This is a genomic window from Phenylobacterium sp. (assembly GCF_965229015.1).
Classification (GTDB): Bacteria; Pseudomonadota; Alphaproteobacteria; order Caulobacterales; family Caulobacteraceae; genus Phenylobacterium.
Window position 1 is genome coordinate 1,274,914 of the sequence record NZ_CBDDIM010000001.1, and the last position, 19,949, is coordinate 1,294,862.

At 63.5% G+C, this 19,949-nt stretch carries 20 protein-coding genes and 4 pseudogenes; 17 read left to right on the top strand and 7 right to left on the bottom strand.

Features of this window, described 5'->3' with window-relative positions; translation table 11 throughout:
• The first annotated feature begins 24 nt into the window (after positions 1–24).
• The gene (locus ACO06I_RS06375) at positions 25–684 is read left to right on the top strand and encodes a DsbA family oxidoreductase (RefSeq protein WP_421931747.1); all 660 of its coding nucleotides are present in this window, start codon (positions 25–27) and stop codon (positions 682–684) included.
• Between the two features lie 217 nt (positions 685–901).
• Complete coding sequence (locus tag ACO06I_RS06380; RefSeq protein WP_421931748.1) at positions 902–1,447, top strand: hypothetical protein; 546 nt, start codon at positions 902–904, stop codon at positions 1,445–1,447.
• Positions 1,448–1,638: 191 nt separating this feature from the next.
• Here the strand turns inward: ACO06I_RS06380 and ACO06I_RS06385 are convergent, their stop codons facing one another.
• The 3 genes from ACO06I_RS06385 to ACO06I_RS06395 all read right to left on the bottom strand — a co-directional run bounded on the left by ACO06I_RS06385 (position 1,639) and on the right by ACO06I_RS06395 (position 5,359).
• A complete protein-coding gene (locus ACO06I_RS06385) occupies positions 1,639–2,766 on the bottom strand; it encodes a hypothetical protein (protein WP_421931749.1) in 1,128 nt (375 codons plus the stop codon).
• Positions 2,767–3,504: 738 nt separating this feature from the next.
• Entirely contained in the window at positions 3,505–5,076 is a 1,572-nt protein-coding gene (locus ACO06I_RS06390; protein WP_421931750.1) for an ATP-binding protein, read from the bottom strand.
• A gap of 112 nt (positions 5,077–5,188) precedes the next feature.
• Positions 5,189–5,359 (bottom strand): hypothetical protein, encoded by a 171-nt coding sequence (locus tag ACO06I_RS06395; RefSeq protein ID WP_421931751.1) that lies wholly within the window; start codon positions 5,357–5,359, stop codon positions 5,189–5,191.
• A 190-nt stretch (positions 5,360–5,549) separates the two neighbouring features.
• On the opposite strand from ACO06I_RS06395, the pseudogene ACO06I_RS06400 reads away from it, so the two are divergent.
• Positions 5,550–6,724, top strand: a pseudogene (locus ACO06I_RS06400) (IS3 family transposase).
• Between the two features lie 59 nt (positions 6,725–6,783).
• On the opposite strand, the pseudogene ACO06I_RS06405 reads toward ACO06I_RS06400, so the two are convergent.
• Positions 6,784–6,959: pseudogene (locus ACO06I_RS06405) on the bottom strand (IS66 family transposase); the annotation flags it as partial.
• A gap of 111 nt (positions 6,960–7,070) precedes the next feature.
• On the opposite strand from ACO06I_RS06405, the gene ACO06I_RS06410 reads away from it, so the two are divergent.
• Positions 7,071–8,876, top strand: a complete 1,806-nt coding sequence (locus tag ACO06I_RS06410; RefSeq protein WP_421931752.1) for an ATP-binding protein — start codon at positions 7,071–7,073, stop codon at positions 8,874–8,876.
• Between the two features lie 164 nt (positions 8,877–9,040).
• Here ACO06I_RS06410 and ACO06I_RS06415 read toward each other — a convergent pair.
• Positions 9,041–9,376, bottom strand: a pseudogene (locus ACO06I_RS06415) (transposase); the annotation flags it as partial.
• Between ACO06I_RS06415 and ACO06I_RS06420 the strand changes: the two are divergent.
• The 10 genes from ACO06I_RS06420 (at position 9,267) to ACO06I_RS06465 (ending at position 16,798) form a co-directional block, all read left to right on the top strand.
• Positions 9,267–9,686 (top strand): hypothetical protein, encoded by a 420-nt coding sequence (locus ACO06I_RS06420; protein ID WP_421931753.1) that lies wholly within the window; start codon positions 9,267–9,269, stop codon positions 9,684–9,686. The pseudogene ACO06I_RS06415 and the gene ACO06I_RS06420 overlap by 110 nt on opposite strands.
• Entirely contained in the window at positions 9,683–9,886 is a 204-nt protein-coding gene (locus ACO06I_RS06425; RefSeq protein ID WP_421931754.1) for a hypothetical protein, read from the top strand. The genes ACO06I_RS06420 and ACO06I_RS06425 overlap by 4 nt, the downstream gene beginning before the upstream one ends.
• Before the next feature lie 361 nt (positions 9,887–10,247).
• Complete coding sequence (locus ACO06I_RS06430) at positions 10,248–10,586, top strand: DUF167 domain-containing protein (protein WP_421931755.1); 339 nt, start codon at positions 10,248–10,250, stop codon at positions 10,584–10,586.
• A gap of 577 nt (positions 10,587–11,163) precedes the next feature.
• A complete protein-coding gene (locus ACO06I_RS06435; protein WP_421931756.1) occupies positions 11,164–12,336 on the top strand; it encodes an acetyl-CoA C-acetyltransferase in 1,173 nt (390 codons plus the stop codon).
• A 341-nt stretch (positions 12,337–12,677) separates the two neighbouring features.
• Positions 12,678–13,853, top strand: coding sequence for an acetyl-CoA C-acetyltransferase (locus ACO06I_RS06440; RefSeq protein ID WP_421931757.1), 1,176 nt, complete (start codon positions 12,678–12,680; stop codon positions 13,851–13,853).
• A 248-nt stretch (positions 13,854–14,101) separates the two neighbouring features.
• Entirely contained in the window at positions 14,102–14,296 is a 195-nt protein-coding gene (locus tag ACO06I_RS06445) for a hypothetical protein (protein WP_421931758.1), read from the top strand.
• Positions 14,297–14,449: 153 nt separating this feature from the next.
• Positions 14,450–14,845 carry a hypothetical protein gene (locus ACO06I_RS06450; protein ID WP_421931759.1) on the top strand — a complete coding sequence of 132 codons (396 nt, stop codon included), beginning with the start codon at positions 14,450–14,452 and terminating at the stop codon, positions 14,843–14,845.
• 448 nt (positions 14,846–15,293) lie between these two features.
• Positions 15,294–15,740, top strand: coding sequence for a hypothetical protein (locus ACO06I_RS06455; RefSeq protein ID WP_421931760.1), 447 nt, complete (start codon positions 15,294–15,296; stop codon positions 15,738–15,740).
• A gap of 20 nt (positions 15,741–15,760) precedes the next feature.
• The gene (locus ACO06I_RS06460) at positions 15,761–16,405 is read left to right on the top strand and encodes a spermidine synthase (RefSeq protein WP_421931761.1); all 645 of its coding nucleotides are present in this window, start codon (positions 15,761–15,763) and stop codon (positions 16,403–16,405) included.
• Between the two features lie 18 nt (positions 16,406–16,423).
• Complete coding sequence (locus ACO06I_RS06465; RefSeq protein ID WP_421931762.1) at positions 16,424–16,798, top strand: DUF7662 domain-containing protein; 375 nt, start codon at positions 16,424–16,426, stop codon at positions 16,796–16,798.
• Here the strand turns inward: ACO06I_RS06465 and ACO06I_RS06470 are convergent.
• Together ACO06I_RS06470 and ACO06I_RS06475 are read right to left on the bottom strand one after the other, a co-directional pair.
• The gene (locus ACO06I_RS06470; RefSeq protein ID WP_421933646.1) at positions 16,689–17,111 is read right to left on the bottom strand and encodes a hypothetical protein; all 423 of its coding nucleotides are present in this window, start codon (positions 17,109–17,111) and stop codon (positions 16,689–16,691) included. The two genes, ACO06I_RS06465 and ACO06I_RS06470, sit on opposite strands and share 110 nt — an antisense overlap.
• A gap of 80 nt (positions 17,112–17,191) precedes the next feature.
• On the bottom strand, positions 17,192–17,650 hold the full coding sequence (locus ACO06I_RS06475) for a hypothetical protein (protein ID WP_421931763.1): 459 nt from the start codon (positions 17,648–17,650) through the stop codon (positions 17,192–17,194).
• 410 nt (positions 17,651–18,060) lie between these two features.
• Between ACO06I_RS06475 and ACO06I_RS06480 the strand changes: the two genes are divergently transcribed.
• The 3 genes and pseudogenes from ACO06I_RS06480 to ACO06I_RS06490 all read left to right on the top strand — a co-directional run bounded on the left by ACO06I_RS06480 (position 18,061) and on the right by ACO06I_RS06490 (position 19,946).
• Positions 18,061–18,180 (top strand): hypothetical protein, encoded by a 120-nt coding sequence (locus tag ACO06I_RS06480; protein WP_421931764.1) that lies wholly within the window; start codon positions 18,061–18,063, stop codon positions 18,178–18,180.
• A gap of 23 nt (positions 18,181–18,203) precedes the next feature.
• Positions 18,204–18,631: pseudogene (locus ACO06I_RS06485) on the top strand (4Fe-4S dicluster domain-containing protein); the annotation flags it as partial.
• Between the two features lie 631 nt (positions 18,632–19,262).
• Positions 19,263–19,946 carry a spermidine synthase gene (locus tag ACO06I_RS06490; protein ID WP_421931765.1) on the top strand — a complete coding sequence of 228 codons (684 nt, stop codon included), beginning with the start codon at positions 19,263–19,265 and terminating at the stop codon, positions 19,944–19,946.
• The last annotated feature ends 3 nt before the right edge of the window (positions 19,947–19,949 follow it).

Genomic DNA, 19,949 nt, shown 5'->3' on the forward strand with positions numbered 1-19,949 from the left:
ACGACGGCGGCGGGAGACACCCACATGACCAAGACCCTGAAGATCGACTTTGTCTCCGACGTCTCCTGCCCCTGGTGCGTGGTGGGGCTGGGCGGTCTGGAAGAGGCCCTGCGTCAGGTGAGTGACCTCGTCACCGCCGACATCCATTTCCAGCCCTTCGAGCTCAACCCGAACATGCCGGTCGGCGGCCAGAACATCGTCGAACATGTCGGCGAGAAGTATGGCGCGACGCCCGAGCAGTCGGCGGTCAACCGCGCGGCGATCCACGCCCGGGCGGCCGAGGTCGGCTTCACCATGAAGACCGGCCCCGAGAGCCGCATCTACAACACCTTCGACGCTCACCGCCTGCTGCATTGGGCCGGTATGGTCGGCGGCCAGGCGCAGCTGAAACGCGCGTTGTTCGACGCCTATTTCACCAACGGCCAGAGCCCCGCCGACCATGACACCCTGGTGGCCGTCGCCGAGATCGCCGGCCTCGACGGCGCCGAGGCCCGCGAGATCCTGGCCTCGGGCCGCTATGCCGACGAGGTTCGCACGGCCGAGCGCAAATGGCAGGCGGCCGGCATCTCGGCCGTCCCCGCCGTGGTGATCAACGACCGCTATCTGATCTCCGGCGGCCAGCCCGCGGCGGCCTTCGAACAGGCCCTGCGCACCATCGCCGCGGAACTCGAACCCGCGGATTGACGGGGCGGCCGACGCCGCGCGGCCCGCCTAGACGGGTCGCCCTACTCCCACTCGATGGTAAATCGGTGAGGTAACTAGTTGAGAATGCGGGGATAATTTTTTCGTCTGACGGTAAATACCGGCCCTTGACCCGATAGAAATTCAGCCAATTGAATTCATCGAAGAATTTCAGCCATCACGTTCGCGTTACTTTCGGAGACGTTCGACTCCTCCAAGCGTGAACACCGACATTTTCCCAGGCCTAGCAGGCCGTAAGTCCAACGTCGACAAGGCTTATTTGGGCGCAGTTCGCTCCCGCCGTTCGACCGACATTTGCCTCTCAAAGCGCATGCCGATCAACGCGTCCTTCAGCTATTTCGACCGCTGCTCCGCGCCCCAAAAACAAGCGGAGCAATGCTCGATCATGACTTCAAAATTAGCCTCAGCCCCTGTCAGCTTGCTTCACGATGAGCAGGAGCGGTTCCAGCCCAAGCGCCTTGATTTTCGACGCTGGGTGCGCCGCTCCGAACTGCGTCAGATCGTGCCCCTCGGCGACACGACCATCTACAAGCTCAAGCAGAAGGGTGAGTTCCCGAGGCGCTTCAATCCGCCGAACCTCATCGTGCTGCTGGACGACGTTCTGACCACGGGCTGCAGCTTCATGGTGTGCCGCGACATGCTCCAGGAAGCCTTACCCAACGCCAACATCATCGGCATATTCGCCGCGCATAGGGTGGTGGATCGAACATCGGCTTGGGAAGACTTCGCCGACCTCGACATTTGATGTCGCTTCCGTTCGCGATTGGGGCGTTCTGGGTGGACCCTCGCCTCGCGGTGATTGCGCGCGGAAGCCTGCGGCAGCTTTGCAGCCTCGAGATCGCTTTGGAGAACCTCGGCCGTATTGTCCTTGCGCCATTCCTCGAGCTTTGCACTGTGAATCGGCGTGGAAAACTTTTGCGCGCCGTTTGACAGACATCAGGCCAGAACCGGGACGGTCGGCGTCTCGATCTCGGTCGCGGGGAGGTCGGCGAGCGATCTCGCCAGCCCCGCGACCGGGCTGGACCGCGGTCGCCCGACGGCGGGGCCGCTGACAATGGGGACATTGAGCCTGGCGCAGACCCCGAGTTCCGCGCGGCTGCGGACGTTGGTGACCGACGCCCAGACGAGTTTCTGACGGAAAAGGCCCCGGCGAGCGCCAAACCGGCGGAGCGCCGCCAGTCGAAGGCGTGAATCGCCGTCCGGCAATGAGAAACTGACGCCGCTCACGATCCTGGCCGGAAGACCCTCGATTGCGAATTCCGGATCGGAAATGCGCAACACCACCTTGCCGAAGTGCTGACCCAGGGATTTGGACAGCTGACCCATGACGGTGAAGCTCGGATCGCGGGGCACATCGTAAACGACGGCGCCAAGCCGCCCGCGGCTGTCGGTTGGAAGCGCCGTCATTAGCTGTTCATAGGCCGCCCGTCGGCTTGGCCGCAGGATATTGGAATAGGCGACGGGTAGGTAAAGGAGACCATTGGCCCGCGGGTCGGCCAACATCCCCAGTCCGGCCGCAAGGCAGTCGGCGTCGTATTCGACCTGGTCTCGCGGCTCGTGCGCGGCGCCGTCGGTCAGGCTCAGGCGGCTGGTAGCGCCCGCCCGTGTCACGGAAATCACATCGCCCATGAAGGTTTGCTGGGCCAGCAGGTAGAGACCCTGAAAGGTCTCGCTGCGGGCCTCCGAAGCACGCGCATCGCGGGTGGGTCCCTCGGTCGCCTCCGGCTCGATGAAAACCCAGTCGGTGGGTCTGATCTGCGTCAGCCGCCCCCCGGGCGCCAGGGACGGATCGGCAAGGCAACGTAGAGCGGTCGCCGGGTCCAGAGCCGCAAAGGCCGTGATCGCCTCGATCGCCCCTTCGAACAGCAGGAGCGAGACCTCGCCCGCGTCGCGTTCGCCAAACAGCTTGGTCTGAAGCTCGTCCGACAGGCGCGAGAGTTCGGCTGGATCCAGGTCGTCGACATGCGGATCGGTGAGCAGAAACGAGAAGGCGGTGAGCGGCGCGAACTTTCGCGGCCATAGCCAGCGCGTCTCAAGATAGGCGCTCGAGAACTTCGAGACCAAGCGAGCGACCGTCTCAGGCGCCAGGCCTGTGCGATCCTCATCCAACGCGACTCTCAGACACGCAAGGGCCGGCACGTTCGAATTCCTTTCACTGTTGGCGGCGGCGCGGCCCGATCGAAAGCGACGCGCGGTCTCGGACTTGGTGCGGGCGGGCCGCGGCCGGCCGGATGGGGTTCAATGTGACGCGGCTATCGGTTCCGGCCGCGGAGTGGTCCTTGGGGGCGGGCAGAACGCTTGAAAACTGTCGACGACAGCCTCTTTTGGGTCGAAGCCGCTGCGCTCGCCGGCATCTCGTGGCTCTTGGCCCACCAGAGCGACAATCGATCGGCGGATCGACTTCGATGAACAGTTCGCCTCGATGATTGATGTATTCGAGACGATCATTGGTAATCATAGTTTTGACCGAACCTAGGCAGACGTTAGGTATACTCAGGTAATAAGGGCCGCCTTGTGAAGCTGAGTTCATTTCCTGCTTCTTACGCGAATTTCTCCGGTGGTAATTGGCCTTGTTGCGGACTTCTTTACTCCACGTTGGTGAATACGACGTGCACGCGGCCGAAAATCAGCGTGGCTGTTTGTCGCGGTCCGCTGTCCAGAACCGCCTATGGGCGACGATCGAAGGCGGCCGCCGGCGATATATTCTGAGCAAGTTCCGATCCAGGCAGGTTGGACTTGGACCGGGCGTGGCCACGACGGAGGCGCCTGCGGAACACCGCCTCTCGGCCCCCGACCAGACGCCTACGCCATTTGGTCGAGCGCCCGATCCAGAGCGGCGAACAGCAACGCCGCGTCCAAGGGCTTTGGCACGACATCGTCCACGCCGGCGGCGTAGTACTCCGGCACTTGATGGGGCATGGCGTTCGCGGTGACGGCGAGAATGGGCGTGCGCGGCCGGCCGTTCGCGGCTTCACGGGCGCGGATCGCGCGCGTGGCGCTTACACCGTCCATGACCGGCATCTGGATGTCCATGAGGATCACATCCCAATGCTCGCGCTCCCACGCGACGACCGCATCGGCGCCGTTACCGACCACGAGCGGGGCGATACCAGCCTGCTCAAGCAGGGCCCGCAGGACGAGTTGATTCACCTCGTTGTCTTCCGCCGCGAGAATCTTGATCTCGGTTTGCGGCTGGCCTGAGACGCGCCGCGCGGCCGATGGCGGCAGGTCGTCGCCCGCTGTCCTGGGGGGCCGGGCGAGCGGCGCCCTGACGATGAAGGTCGAACCGGTCCTGACGGTGCTCGTGACATGGATCGTGCCGCCCATGCGCTCGGCGAGACCCTGACAGATCGCCAGGCCAAGCCCCGATCCGCCGTACCGGCGCGCATAGGACGCATCGCCTTGAACGAACTTCTCGAACAAGGTCGGCATCTGCTCGGGCGAAATGCCGATTCCGCTGTCGCTCATTTGAATGACCAGCATCCCGTCCCGATGGCTGACCGCCAGTCGCACGCCTCCCTCGTCAGTGAACTTCACCGCATTGGAGGCGAGATTGTACAGGAGCCGTCGAAAACAGGTGATGTCGCCATTGAAGGCGCCGCAGGCGGCGGCCTCGACGTCGAAGTCGAACGACAGGCCCTTCTGCTCGGCGAGCGGAGCGAAGGCGGCCTCGACGTCGCGAACCAGATGCTCCATGTCGAACTCCGCCAACTCAAGCTCGAGCTTGCCGGCCTCAATCCGCGAAAGGTCCAAGATGTCCGTCAGGATCGAGAGCAGGGTCTCGCCGGAGAGGCGAATGACCTCCAGCCGCCGCCGCTGGGTGGCGGTCGCCTCGTCGCCCTGCATCACCTGAACCATGCCGAGGATTCCATTCAGAGGCGTGCGGATCTCGTGGCTCATGGTCGCCAGAAAATCGGACTTGGCCTGATTGGCCGTCGTCGCCTTGGCCAAAGCGTCGTTGAGCAGGGCCTGGGTCTCCCGCTCCGTCGTGATGTCGCGCGAGCGGGCCAGAATCTTCAGCGCCTTAGTGCCGCCTGCCGCAAACACCGGGAACACCACCGTGTCCCACCATCGGGGGGCGCCCTTGGCGGTCGGGCAAAAACCTTGGAAGGACCGGGTCTCGCCGGAGATCGCGGCCTCCAGGGCCTCCTCGACCACAGCCCGCGTGCCCTCGGGCCACAGGGTCGGCCAGTATCTTCGATTGGGCTCGAAGTCATCGTTCTCGAAGAGCACCAGCCCGCGCGGATTCATGAACTCCACATAGCCATCGACATTCAAGACCCTGACGCAATCGGGGTAGGTCTCAATGGCGTGGGCGAAGACATCGCCGCCAATTTGTAGGGGGAGACGTTGAGGTGCGGGAGGTTGAGTCATGACCGCCTATGGCAAGGTGGTTGGTTCCGGATCATCGCGGAACGGGGTTTAGGAATGAGTCAAGCGCTCGCATAGATTGTGGGCGACACTCGGCGACACACCGAATACGGGGTCAGTCGAGCAGGACCACGTCCCCGCGAATCCCCGTGGACTCCAGGAAGCACCTGCCGGAATCCACAAGATGCACGCCTTCGACTTCCAGGGGCCGACCATCCACCTCGACAATGGCGGGTAGGTTCGAAGGAAAAGCCTCTAATGCGGCAATGAGTTCCGCCACGGTCATGATGGGTCCTGAGGGCCTGAGGTCAGCGTGAAGCCAAGGACGATAGTGCGATGACAGTGAATCCACCGAAAAAGATGACGGTGAATCCACCGAAAAAGCCGCCCGCGGTTTAAGCGCCGCAGGTTGAGGTGGCACCGGAAATTCGGACAGTTGTCGAAGGTAGGCTCGACCTGCTTGAAGGACGGACTTTATGACTGGGAAGCGGAAGCGGTACTCGGCTGATTTTAAGGCCAAGGTGGCGCTGGAGGCGTTGAAGGGGGAGCTGACCCTGTCGCAGCTGGCGACGAAGCACGGCGTCCACCAGACGATGATCGCGGCGTGGCGCAAGCAGGCCATCGAGGGGCTTTCCGGGGTGTTCTCCGGCAAGGCCGAGGCGACCGAGGGCGCCCGGGAGGGCGAGATCGACAAGCTGCACGCCAAGATCGGCCAGTTGGTGGTGGAGCGGGATTTTTTAGCCAAAGCCTTCGGTCGTTGAGCCTGGACCGGAGGCGGCAGATGATCGAGCCCGAGCATCCCCGACTATCGATCCAGCGCCAGTGCGCCCTGGTGTCGATCAGCCGATCAGCCTCTACTACCAGCCGACGGGCGAGACCCCGCTGAACCTGGCGCTGATGCGGCTGATCGACGAGGCGTTCCTGGAGACGCCCTGGTATGGCTCGCGCCAGATGGCCCGCCATCTTCGCCGCCAGGGCTATGAGGTGGGCCGGATGCGGGTGCGCCGGCTGATGGCCAAGATGGCCCTGGCGCCGATCTATCAAAAGCCGCGCACGACGATCCCGCACCCGGAACACCGGGCCTACAAGTATCTGCTGCGCGGGCTGACCATCGACCGGCCGGGCCAGGTCTGGTGCGCCGATATCACGTACATCCCGATGCAGCGCGGCTTCCTGTACCTGGTGGCGGTGATGGACTGGGCGACGCGGAAAGTCCTGTCCTGGCGGCCCTCCAACAGCATGGACGCCGAGTTTTGCATCCAGGCCCTGTAGAAGCGCTGGCCCGTTACGGGCCGCCCCAGATCTTCAACACCGACCAGGGCAGCCAGTTCACCTTGCCCCGCTTCGTCGACGTGCTGAACGACGCCGGCGTGCGGGTCTCCATGGACGGCCGCGGCGCTGGATGGACAACGTCTTCATCGAGCGGCTGTGGCGCAGCCTCAAATACGAGTGCGTCTACATCCACGCCTTCGAGACCGGATCGGAACTGCGGGCCGGCCTCACCCGGTGGATCGGCTACGACAACACCAACCGGCCCCACTCGGCCCTTGCCGGGGCCACCCCCGACGAGGCCTATGGGCAAATCCAGGCGCCGCCCTATCCGGGGCTCGCCCCGGATAGGGCCAACCCTGAGCACAAACTGGCGGTGTGATCTGAACCTGAAGCAACCTTAGCCAAGCCGCCAAACTGTACGGACAACCGGCGCTACCTCAGTAGGCTTGGGGGATCGATGTCGTTGAGCTTGGCGGTCTCGATGAGCGAGGCGAGGATGGCCCAGTGGTCGGCGCCGGCGTCGGAACCGGCGAACAGCGCGTTCTTAAGGTGAGCGCCAGGGGCCGGATGGCGCGCTCTACGGTGTTGTTGTCGATCTCGACCCGACCGTCGTCGGACGGTCCGTGACTGTGCGAGGGTTGACGGATGAGCAACAAGCCAAGGTTGTTAACGTAGCGTCAGGCGATCGGGATCAATGCTCCAAGTTGAGGGAGCGCTCCATGCCAATGTTACGTCGACCGAACATCAACCCAGCGACCCTGGCCGCATATCCCGAGCCCAGCGCCTTCTCCATTCAGCTCGGCCGAAACCTGATCGTGCAGGCGCTCGGCATGGGCATGGTAAGCCTGATGGGTCTGAGTATCCTGCCGTGGCCGATGGTCCTGGCCTGGACCCTGGTCGCGATCGCTGCAGTCGCCACGGAGGATCATTTCCTACGGCTCATCGCCACGGGTGCCCGCTCCTCGCGGGCGGCTGGCGTGTGGACGCCGGCGCTTCGGGTCTTCGCGACCACGGTCTACGCCGTCGCGGCCTTCGCCCTGATCGTGAAAGGCGGGCCGGGCGCACGCCTATTCGCCTTCGCGCTGATGAGCAGCTCGATGGTCCACGTGCTCATGCGCTACTATCGATCGCCCCTGATCCTCATGGCGAGCCTGTCACCCTACCTCATCATCCTGGGATTGGTCGGCTTCGGCCTGACGCGCACGGCGCTGCAGCAGGGCCACGTGCTCGGCGCCTTCGCATCCATCTTCACGATTGCGATGTTCGCGGTCCAGTTCTGGTCGGCGCGGGCGCAGCTTGCGGCCTCCTGGATCGAGCTCATGACCGCGCGTCACGAGGCCGAAGAGCGTGAGCGCGCCGCCGACGCGGCCAATCGTGCGAAATCGCAGTTCCTCTCCACCATGAGCCACGAGCTGCGCACACCCTTGAACGGGGTGCTCGGCATGGTCCAGGCGCTTACAGGCGACCGACTCACCCGGGTTCAGCGCGAACGCGTCAACGTCATCCGTCGATCGAGCGAGACCCTGCTCGCGACGCTGAACGATCTGTTGGACCTCTCCAAGATCGAAGCCGGCGCCCTTCAGCCCGAGGTGGTCGAGTTCGACTTGGAGGACCTCATGCGCGGCGTCGCCGCCGCCTATCAGTCGCTGGCCGGGAAGAAGGGGCTGGCGTTCGAGTTCGAGGTCGCCGAGGCGGCCCGCGGGCGTTACCTGGGCGATTCCACGCGCATCAAGCGTGTCCTCTACAGCCTCTCCGAAAACGCCGTGAAGTTCACGCAGACCGGCGGCGTCAGGCTGCGGGTCGACCGCGACGCCGGGCACATCGTCTTCCGCGTGGCCGACACGGGCATCGGCATCGCCGAGGACGACGTTGCGCGCCTCTTCGAAGGTTTCTTCCAGGCCGACGGCACGCTCACGCGGCGATATGACGGCGCGGGCATCGGGCTCACGATCTGCGGCGAACTCACGACCCTGATGGGCGGCGTCATTGAAGTCTCTACCGAGCTTGGCGAGGGCTCCACATTCACCCTAATGCTGCCGCTGGAGCCGGCCCAGGCCTTGGCCGAACCGAAGGCCGCGGAAACGCGACCGGCAGAGACCGAACGGCCGGCCGAACTTCGAGTCCTCGCGGCCGAGGACAACGCCACCAACCAGCTGGTCCTCAAGTCCCTTCTGGCGCAGGCGGGCATCACACCAATCCTGGTGGTTAATGGCCGCGAGGTCGTCGCCGCCTGGGAAGACCAGACCTGGGACATCATCCTGATGGACATCCAGATGCCCGAGATGAACGGCATCGAAGCCACGAGGGCCATCCGGCTGCGCGAGCTGGAGACCGGTCGAGCCCGCACCCCCATCGTCGCGGTGACCGCCAACGCCATGACCCACCAGGTGGTCGAGTATGAGGCTGCGGGAATGGACGGCCTGGTCCCCAAACCCATCGAAATCGCCCATCTATTCGAGGTGATGGAGCAGACGCTGGCGCTGACTGAAGCCGCGGCCGCGGAACCCGGCCCGCAGAACACAGCCGCCTGACGTGGGCGCTAACACTCGAGGTCAGCGGTGGCCGGGATTGTCTGGACAGGGATCGCCGCTGGCTAAGTGGAATCTCTGCCGGTTGTGTTTCGCCGCGGTTGGCGCGTCACGCAGGGAGGGCGTAGCCCGACTGGAGTAACGCGCCAGCCCCGGCGGCGAAAGTTTCATGCCGCCAGGGCCTGGGGCTGGCGGTCGAAATGGGCCTGGTCCGGGGTGCGGGCGCCCAGGCTCGAATGCGGGCGCTTGCGTTTGTAGAACTCCAGATAGCGGCCGATCGAGGCGCGGGCCTCAGCGACGCTGTCATAGGTCTTCAGATAGACTTCCTCATACTTGACCGATCGCCAGAGCCGCTCGACGAAGACGTTGTCGCGCCAGGCCCCCTTGCCGTCCATGCTGATCGCGATGCCGTTGTCGGCCAGCAGGCCGGTGAAGGCCGCGCTGGTGAACTGGCTGCCCTGGTCGGTGTTGAAGATCTCCGGCTTGCCGTGCAGGGCGATGGCCGTGCATCACATCACCGAGGCGGACTTCACCGACGACACGCCAGTCTGCACCCCCGACCGTCTGCGCCGCGCTGTCTGGGGCGGCGAGGCACCCGACGCGCTTGTCGCTCACAGCTCCGATTTCGAACGCCAGTTCGTCACGGAGACCGTGACCGACGCCCTGCCCTGGATCTGCACCTACAAGGTCGCCTTGCGGGTCTGGCCGGAAGCCCCGCGCCATTCCAATCAGGTGTTGCGTTACTGGCGTGGTCTCAACCTCGATCTGGATTTGGCCATGCCTCCTCACCGGGGGGGCCTGACGCCTGGGTGACGGCACACCTGCTCGCCGATCTCCGGAAGGTCACAACGGTCGAACAAATGATCGCCTGGACCAAGGAGCCGAAACTGATGCCGAACATTCCTTTCGGCAAGCACCGCGGCACGCCCTGGGCCGAGCCCTCGCTCGATTACCTGCAATGGATGGGCCGCCAGACCGATATGGACCAGGACACGGTTTGGAACGCCCGGTAGGATTCTACTGGTCTGATATCAGTATATTGTAATTGCTGGATATTTTTACCCCCAGTGAGAGAGAATGTATCCTCTCACTGGGAACGATGTGTGCCTACCGACTTCTTCATTCCGCAAGCCATCGCCGCCCTTCGAGACGCGCGCGCGCCGCTGAAGGAAAGCAGTCGTTAGTGGGTGGAACATGCCAGCCAGATCTAACAGTTGCTCGTCTTCGCGTTCGATGGAGTAAGGGCTCACCAAGCTGCCATGCATCACAGAGTTGCGGATCTCGTCCCACGCCCAGTACTGGCGTCCGCTGACGGCGCCGCGTTTGGGCAAGCCGCTACGATGAGCGTCTGGCCCACCTGACAGGATTCCGCAGATGAAAAACCTACGCTCGACGCCAGTATCAACAGCCGACGATGGGCGCTCATTTTTCTGGTGGGAAGATGACACGCTGGTGATCAATATTCTGGGCAAACCCAGCGCCAGCCGAGATGCTATCGGCAAGCCCAAGGGGCAACAGCTTAAGGTCAGCGTGACTGCAGCCCCACATATGGGTCGGGCGACAGACCACATGGTGCGTTTTCTCGCCGGTGAATTCGGCGTTCCTCAGTCGGCGATCATGGTGGTCTTTGGTCGTTTCAATGTGAACAAGCAGCTGCGGGTGAAAAGCCCAACCATACTTCCACCTATATTCCAGCAATCGACACTCTTCTAACCCAACGATCCATGGCTAGAAGCGACATAGCCAGCCCTGCGATGTGCCCCGCGGCTACAATAGGCGCACTGTCCCCGTCATCGACTGGGGGTCGCGGGATATCCAGTTGAAGATTGGCATTCCTGGGCGCCACGGCCACGCCGATAGCGTGGCCTCCCCGCAGCAAATTCAAGCAAGTCATTCTGACGCCCGTGGCAGCAGCCCCAATCCTAGTGGATAGAACGGGACGCTTGAGTCCATTGCAACCGGCACGACCCCTTGGCCAGCAACGGTTACGGTGGGTACCGACCGTCAGAATCTCACCACTAGCGCATTCCGGCCCCTCAATACGACCGGGTCCGCCCCCACCTACTCAGCCCCCGCAAGGACCTCCGGAATAGAGTTGCCGACACGTCGCCGGGTGATGTGCATCTTATCATAATAGATATTCTGACCATAATTCATGAACTCCTTTATGTCGTTTTTGCTTGCTTCCCGTCACGGAAGTCGATCGACGATATGGTCCGATCCGTCGCCAGCCACCGCACATCCACTGGCGTTGGCCCAGCCATCGACGCGACCCTGTAACGGAGTGATCATGACCCAAGCCTACATCGTTGCCGCCGCGCGTACGGCCGGCGGTCGCAAAGCCGGACGCCTCGCCGGCTGGCACCCCGCCGACCTCGCAAGCAAGGTGCTCGACGCCCTCATCGAGAGAACGGGCGCCGACCCCGCCCTGGTGGAGGATGTCATCATGGGCTGCGTGAGCCAGGTCGGCGAGCAGTCTGGGAATGTCGCCCGGAACGCGGTGCTTGCGTCCAAACTCCCGGAATCCGTTCCGGCGACCAGCGTGGATCGCCAGTGCGGGTCGTCCCAACAGGCTCTGCACTTCGCGGCCCAGGCCGTGATGTCAGGCGCCATGGATATCGTGATCGCCGCGGGCGTGGAGAGCATGACGCGGGTGCCCATGGGGCTGGCGTCCGTGCTTCCGGCAAAGAACGGATATGGGGTATCCAAGAGCTCCCGCATGGAGGAGCGCTATCCGGGCATTCAGTTCAACCAGTTCGTCGGTGCCGAAATGATGGCCAAGAAGTACGGGCTCACCCGCGACCAGCTCGACGAGTTCGGCTTCAACAGCCACCAGAAGGCCATCGCCGCGACCCGCGGAGGCCTGTTCAGCGATGAGATCATCAAGCTTGAGATCACGACCGCCGACGGCACGAAGGAAGTTCATGACGCAGACGAAGGCATCCGCTTCGAGGGCACGCTGGAAGCGATGAAGGCCGTGAAGCTGCTGCAAGAAGGCGGAGCGATCACCGCGGCCACGTCCAGCCAGATTTGTGACGGCGCGGCGGGCCTGATGGTTGTCAACGAGCGCGGCTTGAAGGCGCTTGGCGTCGCGCCGCTGGCGCGGATTCATCAGATGACCGTGGGCGGCGGCGACCCCATCATCATGCTCGAAGCGCCCCTCCCCGCGACCGAGCGCGCGCTCAAGCGGGCCGGCCTGCGGATGGACGACATCGACCTCTATGAAGTGAACGAAGCTTTCGCCTCGGTGCCCGTGGCCTGGCTGAAGTCGCTCGGCGGCGACCCGGAACGGCTCAATGTCAACGGGGGCGCCATCGCGCTTGGTCACCCCCTCGGCTGTTCGGGCGCCAAGCTGATGACGACACTGATCCATGCTCTGAAGCAGCGGGGGAAGCGCTACGGCCTTCAGACCATGTGCGAGGGCGGCGGATTGGCGAACGTGACCATCGTCGAGCGCCTGTAGGCGGACGAGGCCAGAGCCAGAGTCTTCAGCCTATGGCTCTGGCCTCAGAAGCACCCCGACGTCCTGACACTGCGCCCGGCAATCTGGTCCGCGCGCGCGTTGTTCTCGAAGTCACGCCGACCATCGATACATCGACGTCCGAGCCGCAATTCTGGGCGATCCGATAGGGCCTCGACGAACGTCTCATTGCCCGCCTCCCGACGATCTTCGTCGTATCGCCCACGGATGTCGCGGCAACGCCAACTCTCACCATGGACGTCCTTGTCCCTGATATTGATATCTTGCGCATCTAGACTAAAGGCTGGAAAGCTGCGGCCCACCTTCTCTCGGAGCCTTCTCCTATGCGCGACATTGTCATCGTCTCCGCCGCGCGCACGCCGGTAGGATCCTTCAACGGCACCTTCTCGAGCTTGGCCTCTCACGACCTGGGAGTGGTCGCGATCAAGGCCGCGGTCGAACGCGCGGGTCTTGAGCCGGGCCAGGTGGATGAGGTGATCCTGGGTCAGGTTCTGCAGGCCGGAGCCGGCATGGGCCCGGCGCGGCAGGCCTCCGTCAAGGCCGGCATCCCGATCGAGAGTCCGGCCTGGTCGGTCAACCAATTGTGCGGCTCCGGGCTGCGCTCCGTCGCGCTGGGTTTGCAGCAGATCGCCTCTGGCGATGCCAGCATCGTTGTCGCCGGCGGTCAGGAGAGCATGAGCCAGGCGCCGCATGTCGCTCACCTGCGCAACGGCCAGAAGATGGGCGACCTGCAACTCATCGACATCATGATCAAGGATGGCCTCTGGGACGCCTTCCACGGCTACCACATGGGCAACACCGCCGAGAACATCGCCAGCCGCTGGCAGATCACCCGTCAGGCGCAGGATGAATTCGCGGTCGCTTCGCAAAATAAGGCCGAGGCGGCGCAGAAGGCCGGCAGGTTCGACGCTGAGATCGCACCGGTCACCTTGAAGGGGCGCAAGAGCGAGGTGCTTGTCGACAAGGACGAGTACATTCGCGCTGGGGCCACGCTCGAAAGCATTTCACGCTTGCGGCCGGCCTTCCGCGAGGAAGGCACCGTCACCGCGGCCAACGCTTCCGGTATCAATGACGGCGCGGCCGCTGTCGTGCTGATGACGACGGGTCAAGCCAACCGCCTCGGACTTCAGCCCATGGCCCGCATTGCGTCCTGGGCTCAGGCCGGCGTGGAGCCGGACATCATGGGCACCGGACCGATCCCAGCTTCCCGCATGGCGCTGCAGAAGGCTGGCTGGTCGGTTTCCGATCTGGACCTCATCGAAGCCAACGAGGCCTTCGCCGCCCAATCCCTGTGCGTCATGCAGGAGCTGGGGCTCGATCCCGCCAAGGTGAATGTCAACGGCGGGGCGATCGCCATTGGTCACCCGCTTGGCGCTTCGGGCGCGCGCGTGCTCACCACGCTTCTCTACGAAATGCGGCGCTCCAAGGCCAGGAAGGGACTCGCCACCCTCTGCATCGGTGGTGGGATGGGCGTGGCCATGTGCCTTGAGAGGGCCTGACGGCTGCTCGGGCTGGCTCTGCGCCGGGCGGTGAGCGTCATGGACTTGGAGGTTTGATCGTTAGAATGAAGGCCTGTTCCGCACCCAAAGCACCCCTGCCACCTTCGTCCTCCGCGCCTGAGGGTCAGCGCCTGCGACCGCGGGAAGCGGTTGATTTGGCGGCTCGCCTGTTTCCCTCGGGCGTGGTCTGCACAATCCTGGATCTCACAACTCGAGGCATGCGCCTAGGCGTGGAGCCTACGCGCGCATTGCCCAACACCTTCGTGGTGGTGGAGTGGGATTCCGGAGAGGCCCACGAGGCTCAGGCGGTCTGGTTCAAGGCCGCCGAGGTGGGAATTGAGATCCTGCGCAGCTGCGATCTGAGGGACCGCGTGCCCCACGTGTTCGCCGAAGCCAAGGCGGCTTGGCTGCTGACGCCTCAAGCCCAGGGCGCGGGCCTCTGATGGCGCGCGATCCGCATGGCGCCAATACGAGGCGACCATGGGCTGACGATCAAGGTCCCACGCCACCGCCCAAGCGCCTCGTCGCGCCGACGACTGGCCCGACTCAAGCCTGATGGTGGCGGCCAGGGAGGTCTGCGATCCGAGATCGGAGCGATGGAAATGGAATGGATATGTACGTTGGTAGGGCCTTGGTTTGGCGGCTCGCGCCCCTCGAAGGTTGCGGGATTGTCTGGCGAAAGCGTTGAAACCGACGGACACCCCGTCGTCCTTGGTCGCCAGGACGAGCGCATAACCGGCGTTCTGTCCATGACCGCTGAGCGGCTGGTTTTCGTCGCCTCTCCAAACGAGGTGTTGGAGACGCCCATGGAAAGGATCGCGTGGATTGATGCCTCGGACGCCCAGGCGATTTCGGTGACCTTATGGGAGCAGAAAATCCGTCTGAACTTCGCGAGCGAACAAGCAAGGGATCTTGTACTCGACCTCCTTCGAAATCACTTGGCCTCCCGCTCGATGGCGATCATGAGCAGCGTTCAGGGCCAGAGCTTCTGACCCGAACTCCATGGCCCACGGCGGTCGCGTACGAAGGCCCCTAGCCCGGCCCTGGCATCGGCCATTCAGGGGCACGCCCTCATCCATTCATTGGTGCGATGAAGTCGTCCGCCCAGTTGGCCTTGGGTGACGCTGGACCTTCAACGCCGCAGGAGAAGGGCTGTCGCCAAGAGTAGAAAGCCTGCCACGAAAACGAACATGGGCTTCACGGTCTCCACAAAACGTCTCGGTCGCCTCTCCTCGGAGTATTGCATCCGCAGGGGTGGCCGCCCGCCTGGCGTTGATGGCCAGCGGCGCACGCTCAATATCTATATCGATGTTTAACGCATCATGCTAGAGATCGTATCGATCACTATTCAATCTCCCAATCTGCCGCTTGGTTGCAATCGATCAAGCAGCAGCGGCGGCGGCATCGCCGGATGGCGTTCCTGGAGGGCGCAAAGTCCCCATGTTGGTCCCCTTCGTCGATAACGGTGGCGGCGATCGCGCGCAGATGGCGGCCGGGTGGGCGCGTAAGATGCTGAAGACCCGTGACGTGGACGTCACTAGTGCGGCGATGATGCCGACTTTTCCCAGCACCATGGCCGTCAACGTCATGGCGGAGATTGGCATCGACATCCGCGACCAACGAAGCGAGCGGTTGAGCGATTTTGGTCCGGATGGGATCGGGCAGGTCGTCGCCTTCCATGAGATGCATGAGACGCCCGCACCTCTTGAACGCATTGTGCGGCTGACATGGACGTGCGCCGGGTCCGAGACCGGGTTGGCCCTAGGTGAAGAGATCCGCCGCCTGAGGGATGTTCGACAGAAGCTTGAGGTCCGCGCCAAAGGCTTGGCCTTTACGATCGGGGCGTCAGCGCGATCGTCGGTCAACCTGATCATCCATGCGAATTGATGGCCTGATCGTTACACAAGATGAAACTGCTTGAATCCCATGACGACGGCGACCGCCGCATCCGGATACTGGAACGTCGGGCGGATGGATCGCGTCTGTATTTCGAAAGTGGCGACCTCTACACGCATGTCGCTGCAAGCGGCGAGAACCTTCTGGAATATGTCGAGGCCATGCGATGCGCCCTTGAGAATTCCCCCGACGTGCTCCTACTCGGCACGGCGGGCGGGGCTCTCGCGACCGAGCTTAGCCGGACAGGCTCGCAGGTTACGGCGGTAGATGACATGGCGCTCGCCTTTGTCGTCGCTCGACGGTGGTTTCACCTTCCGCGTCAAGTTGAGTGCATTCAGGCGGACGCCCTGACGTTTCTGCGGGATACGAAACGTCGCTGGGCGGCCATCGCGATCGATATCTTTCGCGGGGCCGAGATACCCAAGCATTTCCTGACCACGGAGATTGGTTTCCTTCTTGTCGAGGCGCTTGAGCCCGGCGGCATGATAGTTTGGAACATCGCCGAGGGCAGGAACTCCTGGCCCGTCGCCTGGGTGGCGCGAGCCCTCCGGCTGATCGGCCTCGCCCCCCGCATTGTCTCGGTCTCGATGGACGAGGAGAGCAACACCCTCATCATCTGTCGCCGCCCCGAGCGCCCCTCCCTCTCCATTATCTAAGTCAATCGGAGGCAATCGTTGGAACTCAAACTTGCGCGCCTGCAGGACTTCTTGAGGGCAAGATATCCTGCTGAATTGCATCTCTCCTTGAAGGAGATCGAGGAGATCATCTGCGGTCGACTGCCCGCGCCCGCCGCGCGACCGCGATGGTGGGTGGGCCCTCTGGATCCAGGCCAGGAGCGCCACGAGCGCGCATGGCGTGAAGTTGGCTATGCGGCAGCGATGTCAGGGCTGGCCCTGATCGTGACCTTTCGGCCGCAACCCAATGGGCCAGACGAGCGGATCATCTGGAGGGACCTGAAGGAGATGGTCTTTCCATCGGATGAGAAGCCGTCGAGAGATCGGTCTCGCAGTCCGTGGCGAGACCGTCCCCATCGCCAACGGGCCCACTGAACCCGCCTGGCTTGCGAGCCTTGCTGATTAGCGTCCGATTGCCGGACGGAAGGGGTGCGGAGATCGCCACGACTTCAAGTCCAGCTTCGAGCTGGGCCGCCGTGCACGCGTTCCAATCTGTACTCTTCCAGAGCCCCTCGGTGACGTTCAGAACGATCGCGCCGTCCAGCCGGACCACCCGCGCGAGATCAATCCAAAAGCCAACGGCGAAATAAGACTTTGGGACAGTCGCCGACTCCTGGAAGTCCACGAACGCGGCTCCGAAGGACCCGTCGGCGGCGTCGCGCACAAAGGTCGCCGCATCAGCGGTCACGACATGGGTCCGTGGTGGCGCCCCAAAGAACTGGGTGGCCAACCCGCGGGCGCACGCATCGCGGTCAACCGAAACCACCTCTATGCCGCGCCGCGCCGGGCGTCGGACGCTCCGGGCTCCGGGCGGTCCCAGAACAGCGGCCGCAGGTCGCCGAAGAACTGGTCGAGGCCGTACTGGTCTCCCAGGACGAACAGACCCTCCCCGTCACGCACCAGATAGCCCCGCTCGGCCAGGGCCAGGAGCTTGCGCCGCGCGCTCTCCCGCGGGATGCGGGTGATGTCGGCCAGGCTCAGGGCGTTGAGGCCGCGGGGGCGGCCGGAGATCCTGCGGGGCTGTGACGCCTGGGCCATGGACTCCGAGAGGTCGGCCAGCAGGAAGATCAGATAGAGCAGGTACTGGTCCAGATCGCCGTCGAAACGGCTGCGCGCGCGCACCAGGCTGGAGGACAGATGACCGCCCCAACGATAGAAGAAGCGCGACACGTCCTGGTCGAGATAGCCCGGATAGGGCTCGGCCCAGGAGGCGGGCTCGCCGTTCACGAGAGGCTGGGCCGTGTCCGTTGCGGCCGAAGCCTTTTGATCTTCATGAGACACAGTAAGCATCAGATTGGCCTCTCAGTAGAGTTAACGCACATTAATCAAGTAATTCTGGCCTATCGTCCGGCTTTCGAGAATTATAGCGCTTCGCATGTCAACCAGAGACACCAAAGATGGTTCCGACTTAGTTCGGCACGACCTTCCTTGGCGTTCTCTAATCTATATATTCGCCTTTAAGGCGAGAAGGTGGCTTGCGCCCAAAATGGGGTTTGTGCCTTTGGGGGGCCGGTCGGTTTCCTGTGAAGCGAACACGAAAAAGCCCAGGGCGCAGGCGCCCTGGGCTCGTGGCTCGTGGTTCGAAGGGACTGGGTGAGCGGCCTTTTCGGGACCATATGCCGGAGGAATCGAAACACATGTCTCGCAGGGTTGAACGCCCGCTGTCGCCGCACCTCCAGGTCTGGCGGCCGCACGCCACCATGGTGGGGTCTATCCTGCACCGCATCACCGGTTCGGCCCTCTATGTCGGCGCCTGATCCTGGCGGGGTGGGCCATGTCCCTGGCCAGCATGCCGGTGGTCAAGGACCTGATCCCCGACCTGACCATGTTCTACGCCCAGTACGCCTCCATCGAGCCCTGGCTGCATACCACCACGCCGGAACCGCAGAAGGAGTGGGTGCAGAGCCCGCAGGATCGGGAGAAGCTGGACGGCCTCTACGAGTGCATCCTCTGCGCCTGCTGCACGACCTCCTGCCCCAGCTACTGGTGGAACGGCGACAAGTACCTGGGCCCGGCCACCCCGCTGCACGCCTATCGCTGGCTGATTGACTCCAGAGATGAGGCGACCGGCTGGACGCCCTGGAGGACCCCCTCAAGCTCTATCGCTGCCACACCATCATGAACTGCGCCCAGGTCTGTCCGAAGGGCCTGAACCCCGCCAAGGCCATCGCCGAGATCAAGAAGACCCTGGCGGACCGGGTCGCCTGACTATCCAAACGGCGCTCCTCGCCGGTCGCGTTTGGCGAGGGCGAGCAGACCGTCGCAATCAATATGAGGGATCGATTGAGACCCGCTTAGCTTGACGGGTCTCGAATGCGTGAAATTGCGCCTGAGGCTTAGAGGCCAAGGCCGCGCCCCTTCGGTCTCGTCGGTCACCGAGCCAAGTGTAGAGAACAGCCCACGCCAACGAGAGCTGCAGGAGCGCAAAGGCGGCTACCACCATAACCAGGTAGGCGAGCTGACCTGTCGACATGTCGGGCTCCGTCTAGGGAGAGGGAAATTGCGGCCCGTGCGAACTTCGAAGTGGGCCGCCCCCTGAGAGAGCGCCGCTAGTGAACCCTGATGCTGTGCGGCGCCGGATCGAACGCTCGGCCTCAGCTCGATGCGAGCCTGGATAGAGGCCACAGCAATCCCGAGTGGCGACGCGATCAGGCGCGCCGCTCACCCAGAAATCTAGGCGTGCAGGATGGATATTGCAACACTGGTTAGTGATGTTCTGCATATCTATGCTCATAACTGATGATGCTCCGCGCGGGCTGTAAGCCTTTGGGTCTTGTGTCGGCGACAAGACCTGGGTCTCGCGGGCCATCGACGCCGCCACGACGGGGATTTTCCGAAAATGAAACTGCTGTTCAGGAGCGACGAGGACGGGCGGCAGGTGCGCGTTATCGAACGCCGGTGGGACGGCGCGCGCCTCTACTATGAGGATGGCGCCCTCTACACCCATGTCGATGCCGAGGGGGCCAATCTCCTCCGATACATCACGGAGATGGACCGGGCCCTTGAGGACACAAAGAACGTGCTCCTGCTTGGAACCGCGGGGGGAGCTCTGGCGACACAACTCAGCCGGCGCGGCGCCCGGGTCACGACCGTCGACAACTGGTCGATGACCTTTGAAATCGCCCGCCGATGGTTCCGCCTTCCGCCGCAGGTCGAGTGCGTGCATGCAGACGCCATGCAGTTCCTGCGATCGACATCGCGGCGTTGGGACGCGATCGCCGTTGATGTTTTCCGTGGCGTGGAGATTCCGGAGTCGATGCTCGCCAGCGACATCGGCGCCCTGCTCACCCAAGTCCTGACACCAGGCGGCTTGATTGTCTGGAACGTCGCCGACAGTCCCCAGTCCTGGCCGACCCAATGGATCTCGAAGGCGCTCCGGTTGGCAGGCTACGAGACACGCTTGGTCTCGGTGCTGGAGGATGATGCCGGAAACACCCTCGTGGTGTCCCGACAGACGCCGGCGCCCAACGGGGAGACTGAGACTGCGCTCGGCCCCGAAGTCGCCAAGACGCCGGTAGCCTGACGA

Coding starts and splice junctions, on each gene's coding strand:
- ACO06I_RS06490 (WP_421931765.1), top strand. CDS start 19,263: ATGAAACTGCTGTTCAGGAGCGACGAGGACGGGCGGCAGGTGCGCGTT.
- ACO06I_RS06455 (WP_421931760.1), top strand. CDS start 15,294: ATGTTGGTCCCCTTCGTCGATAACGGTGGCGGCGATCGCGCGCAGATG.
- ACO06I_RS06395 (WP_421931751.1), bottom strand. CDS start 5,359: ATGACCGTGGCGGAACTCATTGCCGCATTAGAGGCTTTTCCTTCGAAC.
- ACO06I_RS06375 (WP_421931747.1), top strand. CDS start 25: ATGACCAAGACCCTGAAGATCGACTTTGTCTCCGACGTCTCCTGCCCC.
- ACO06I_RS06450 (WP_421931759.1), top strand. CDS start 14,450: ATGGAAATGGAATGGATATGTACGTTGGTAGGGCCTTGGTTTGGCGGC.
- ACO06I_RS06420 (WP_421931753.1), top strand. CDS start 9,267: ATGCTGATCGCGATGCCGTTGTCGGCCAGCAGGCCGGTGAAGGCCGCG.
- ACO06I_RS06430 (WP_421931755.1), top strand. CDS start 10,248: ATGAAAAACCTACGCTCGACGCCAGTATCAACAGCCGACGATGGGCGC.
- ACO06I_RS06460 (WP_421931761.1), top strand. CDS start 15,761: ATGAAACTGCTTGAATCCCATGACGACGGCGACCGCCGCATCCGGATA.
- ACO06I_RS06410 (WP_421931752.1), top strand. CDS start 7,071: ATGTTACGTCGACCGAACATCAACCCAGCGACCCTGGCCGCATATCCC.
- ACO06I_RS06390 (WP_421931750.1), bottom strand. CDS start 5,076: ATGACTCAACCTCCCGCACCTCAACGTCTCCCCCTACAAATTGGCGGC.
- ACO06I_RS06435 (WP_421931756.1), top strand. CDS start 11,164: ATGACCCAAGCCTACATCGTTGCCGCCGCGCGTACGGCCGGCGGTCGC.
- ACO06I_RS06480 (WP_421931764.1), top strand. CDS start 18,061: ATGTCTCGCAGGGTTGAACGCCCGCTGTCGCCGCACCTCCAGGTCTGG.
- ACO06I_RS06440 (WP_421931757.1), top strand. CDS start 12,678: ATGCGCGACATTGTCATCGTCTCCGCCGCGCGCACGCCGGTAGGATCC.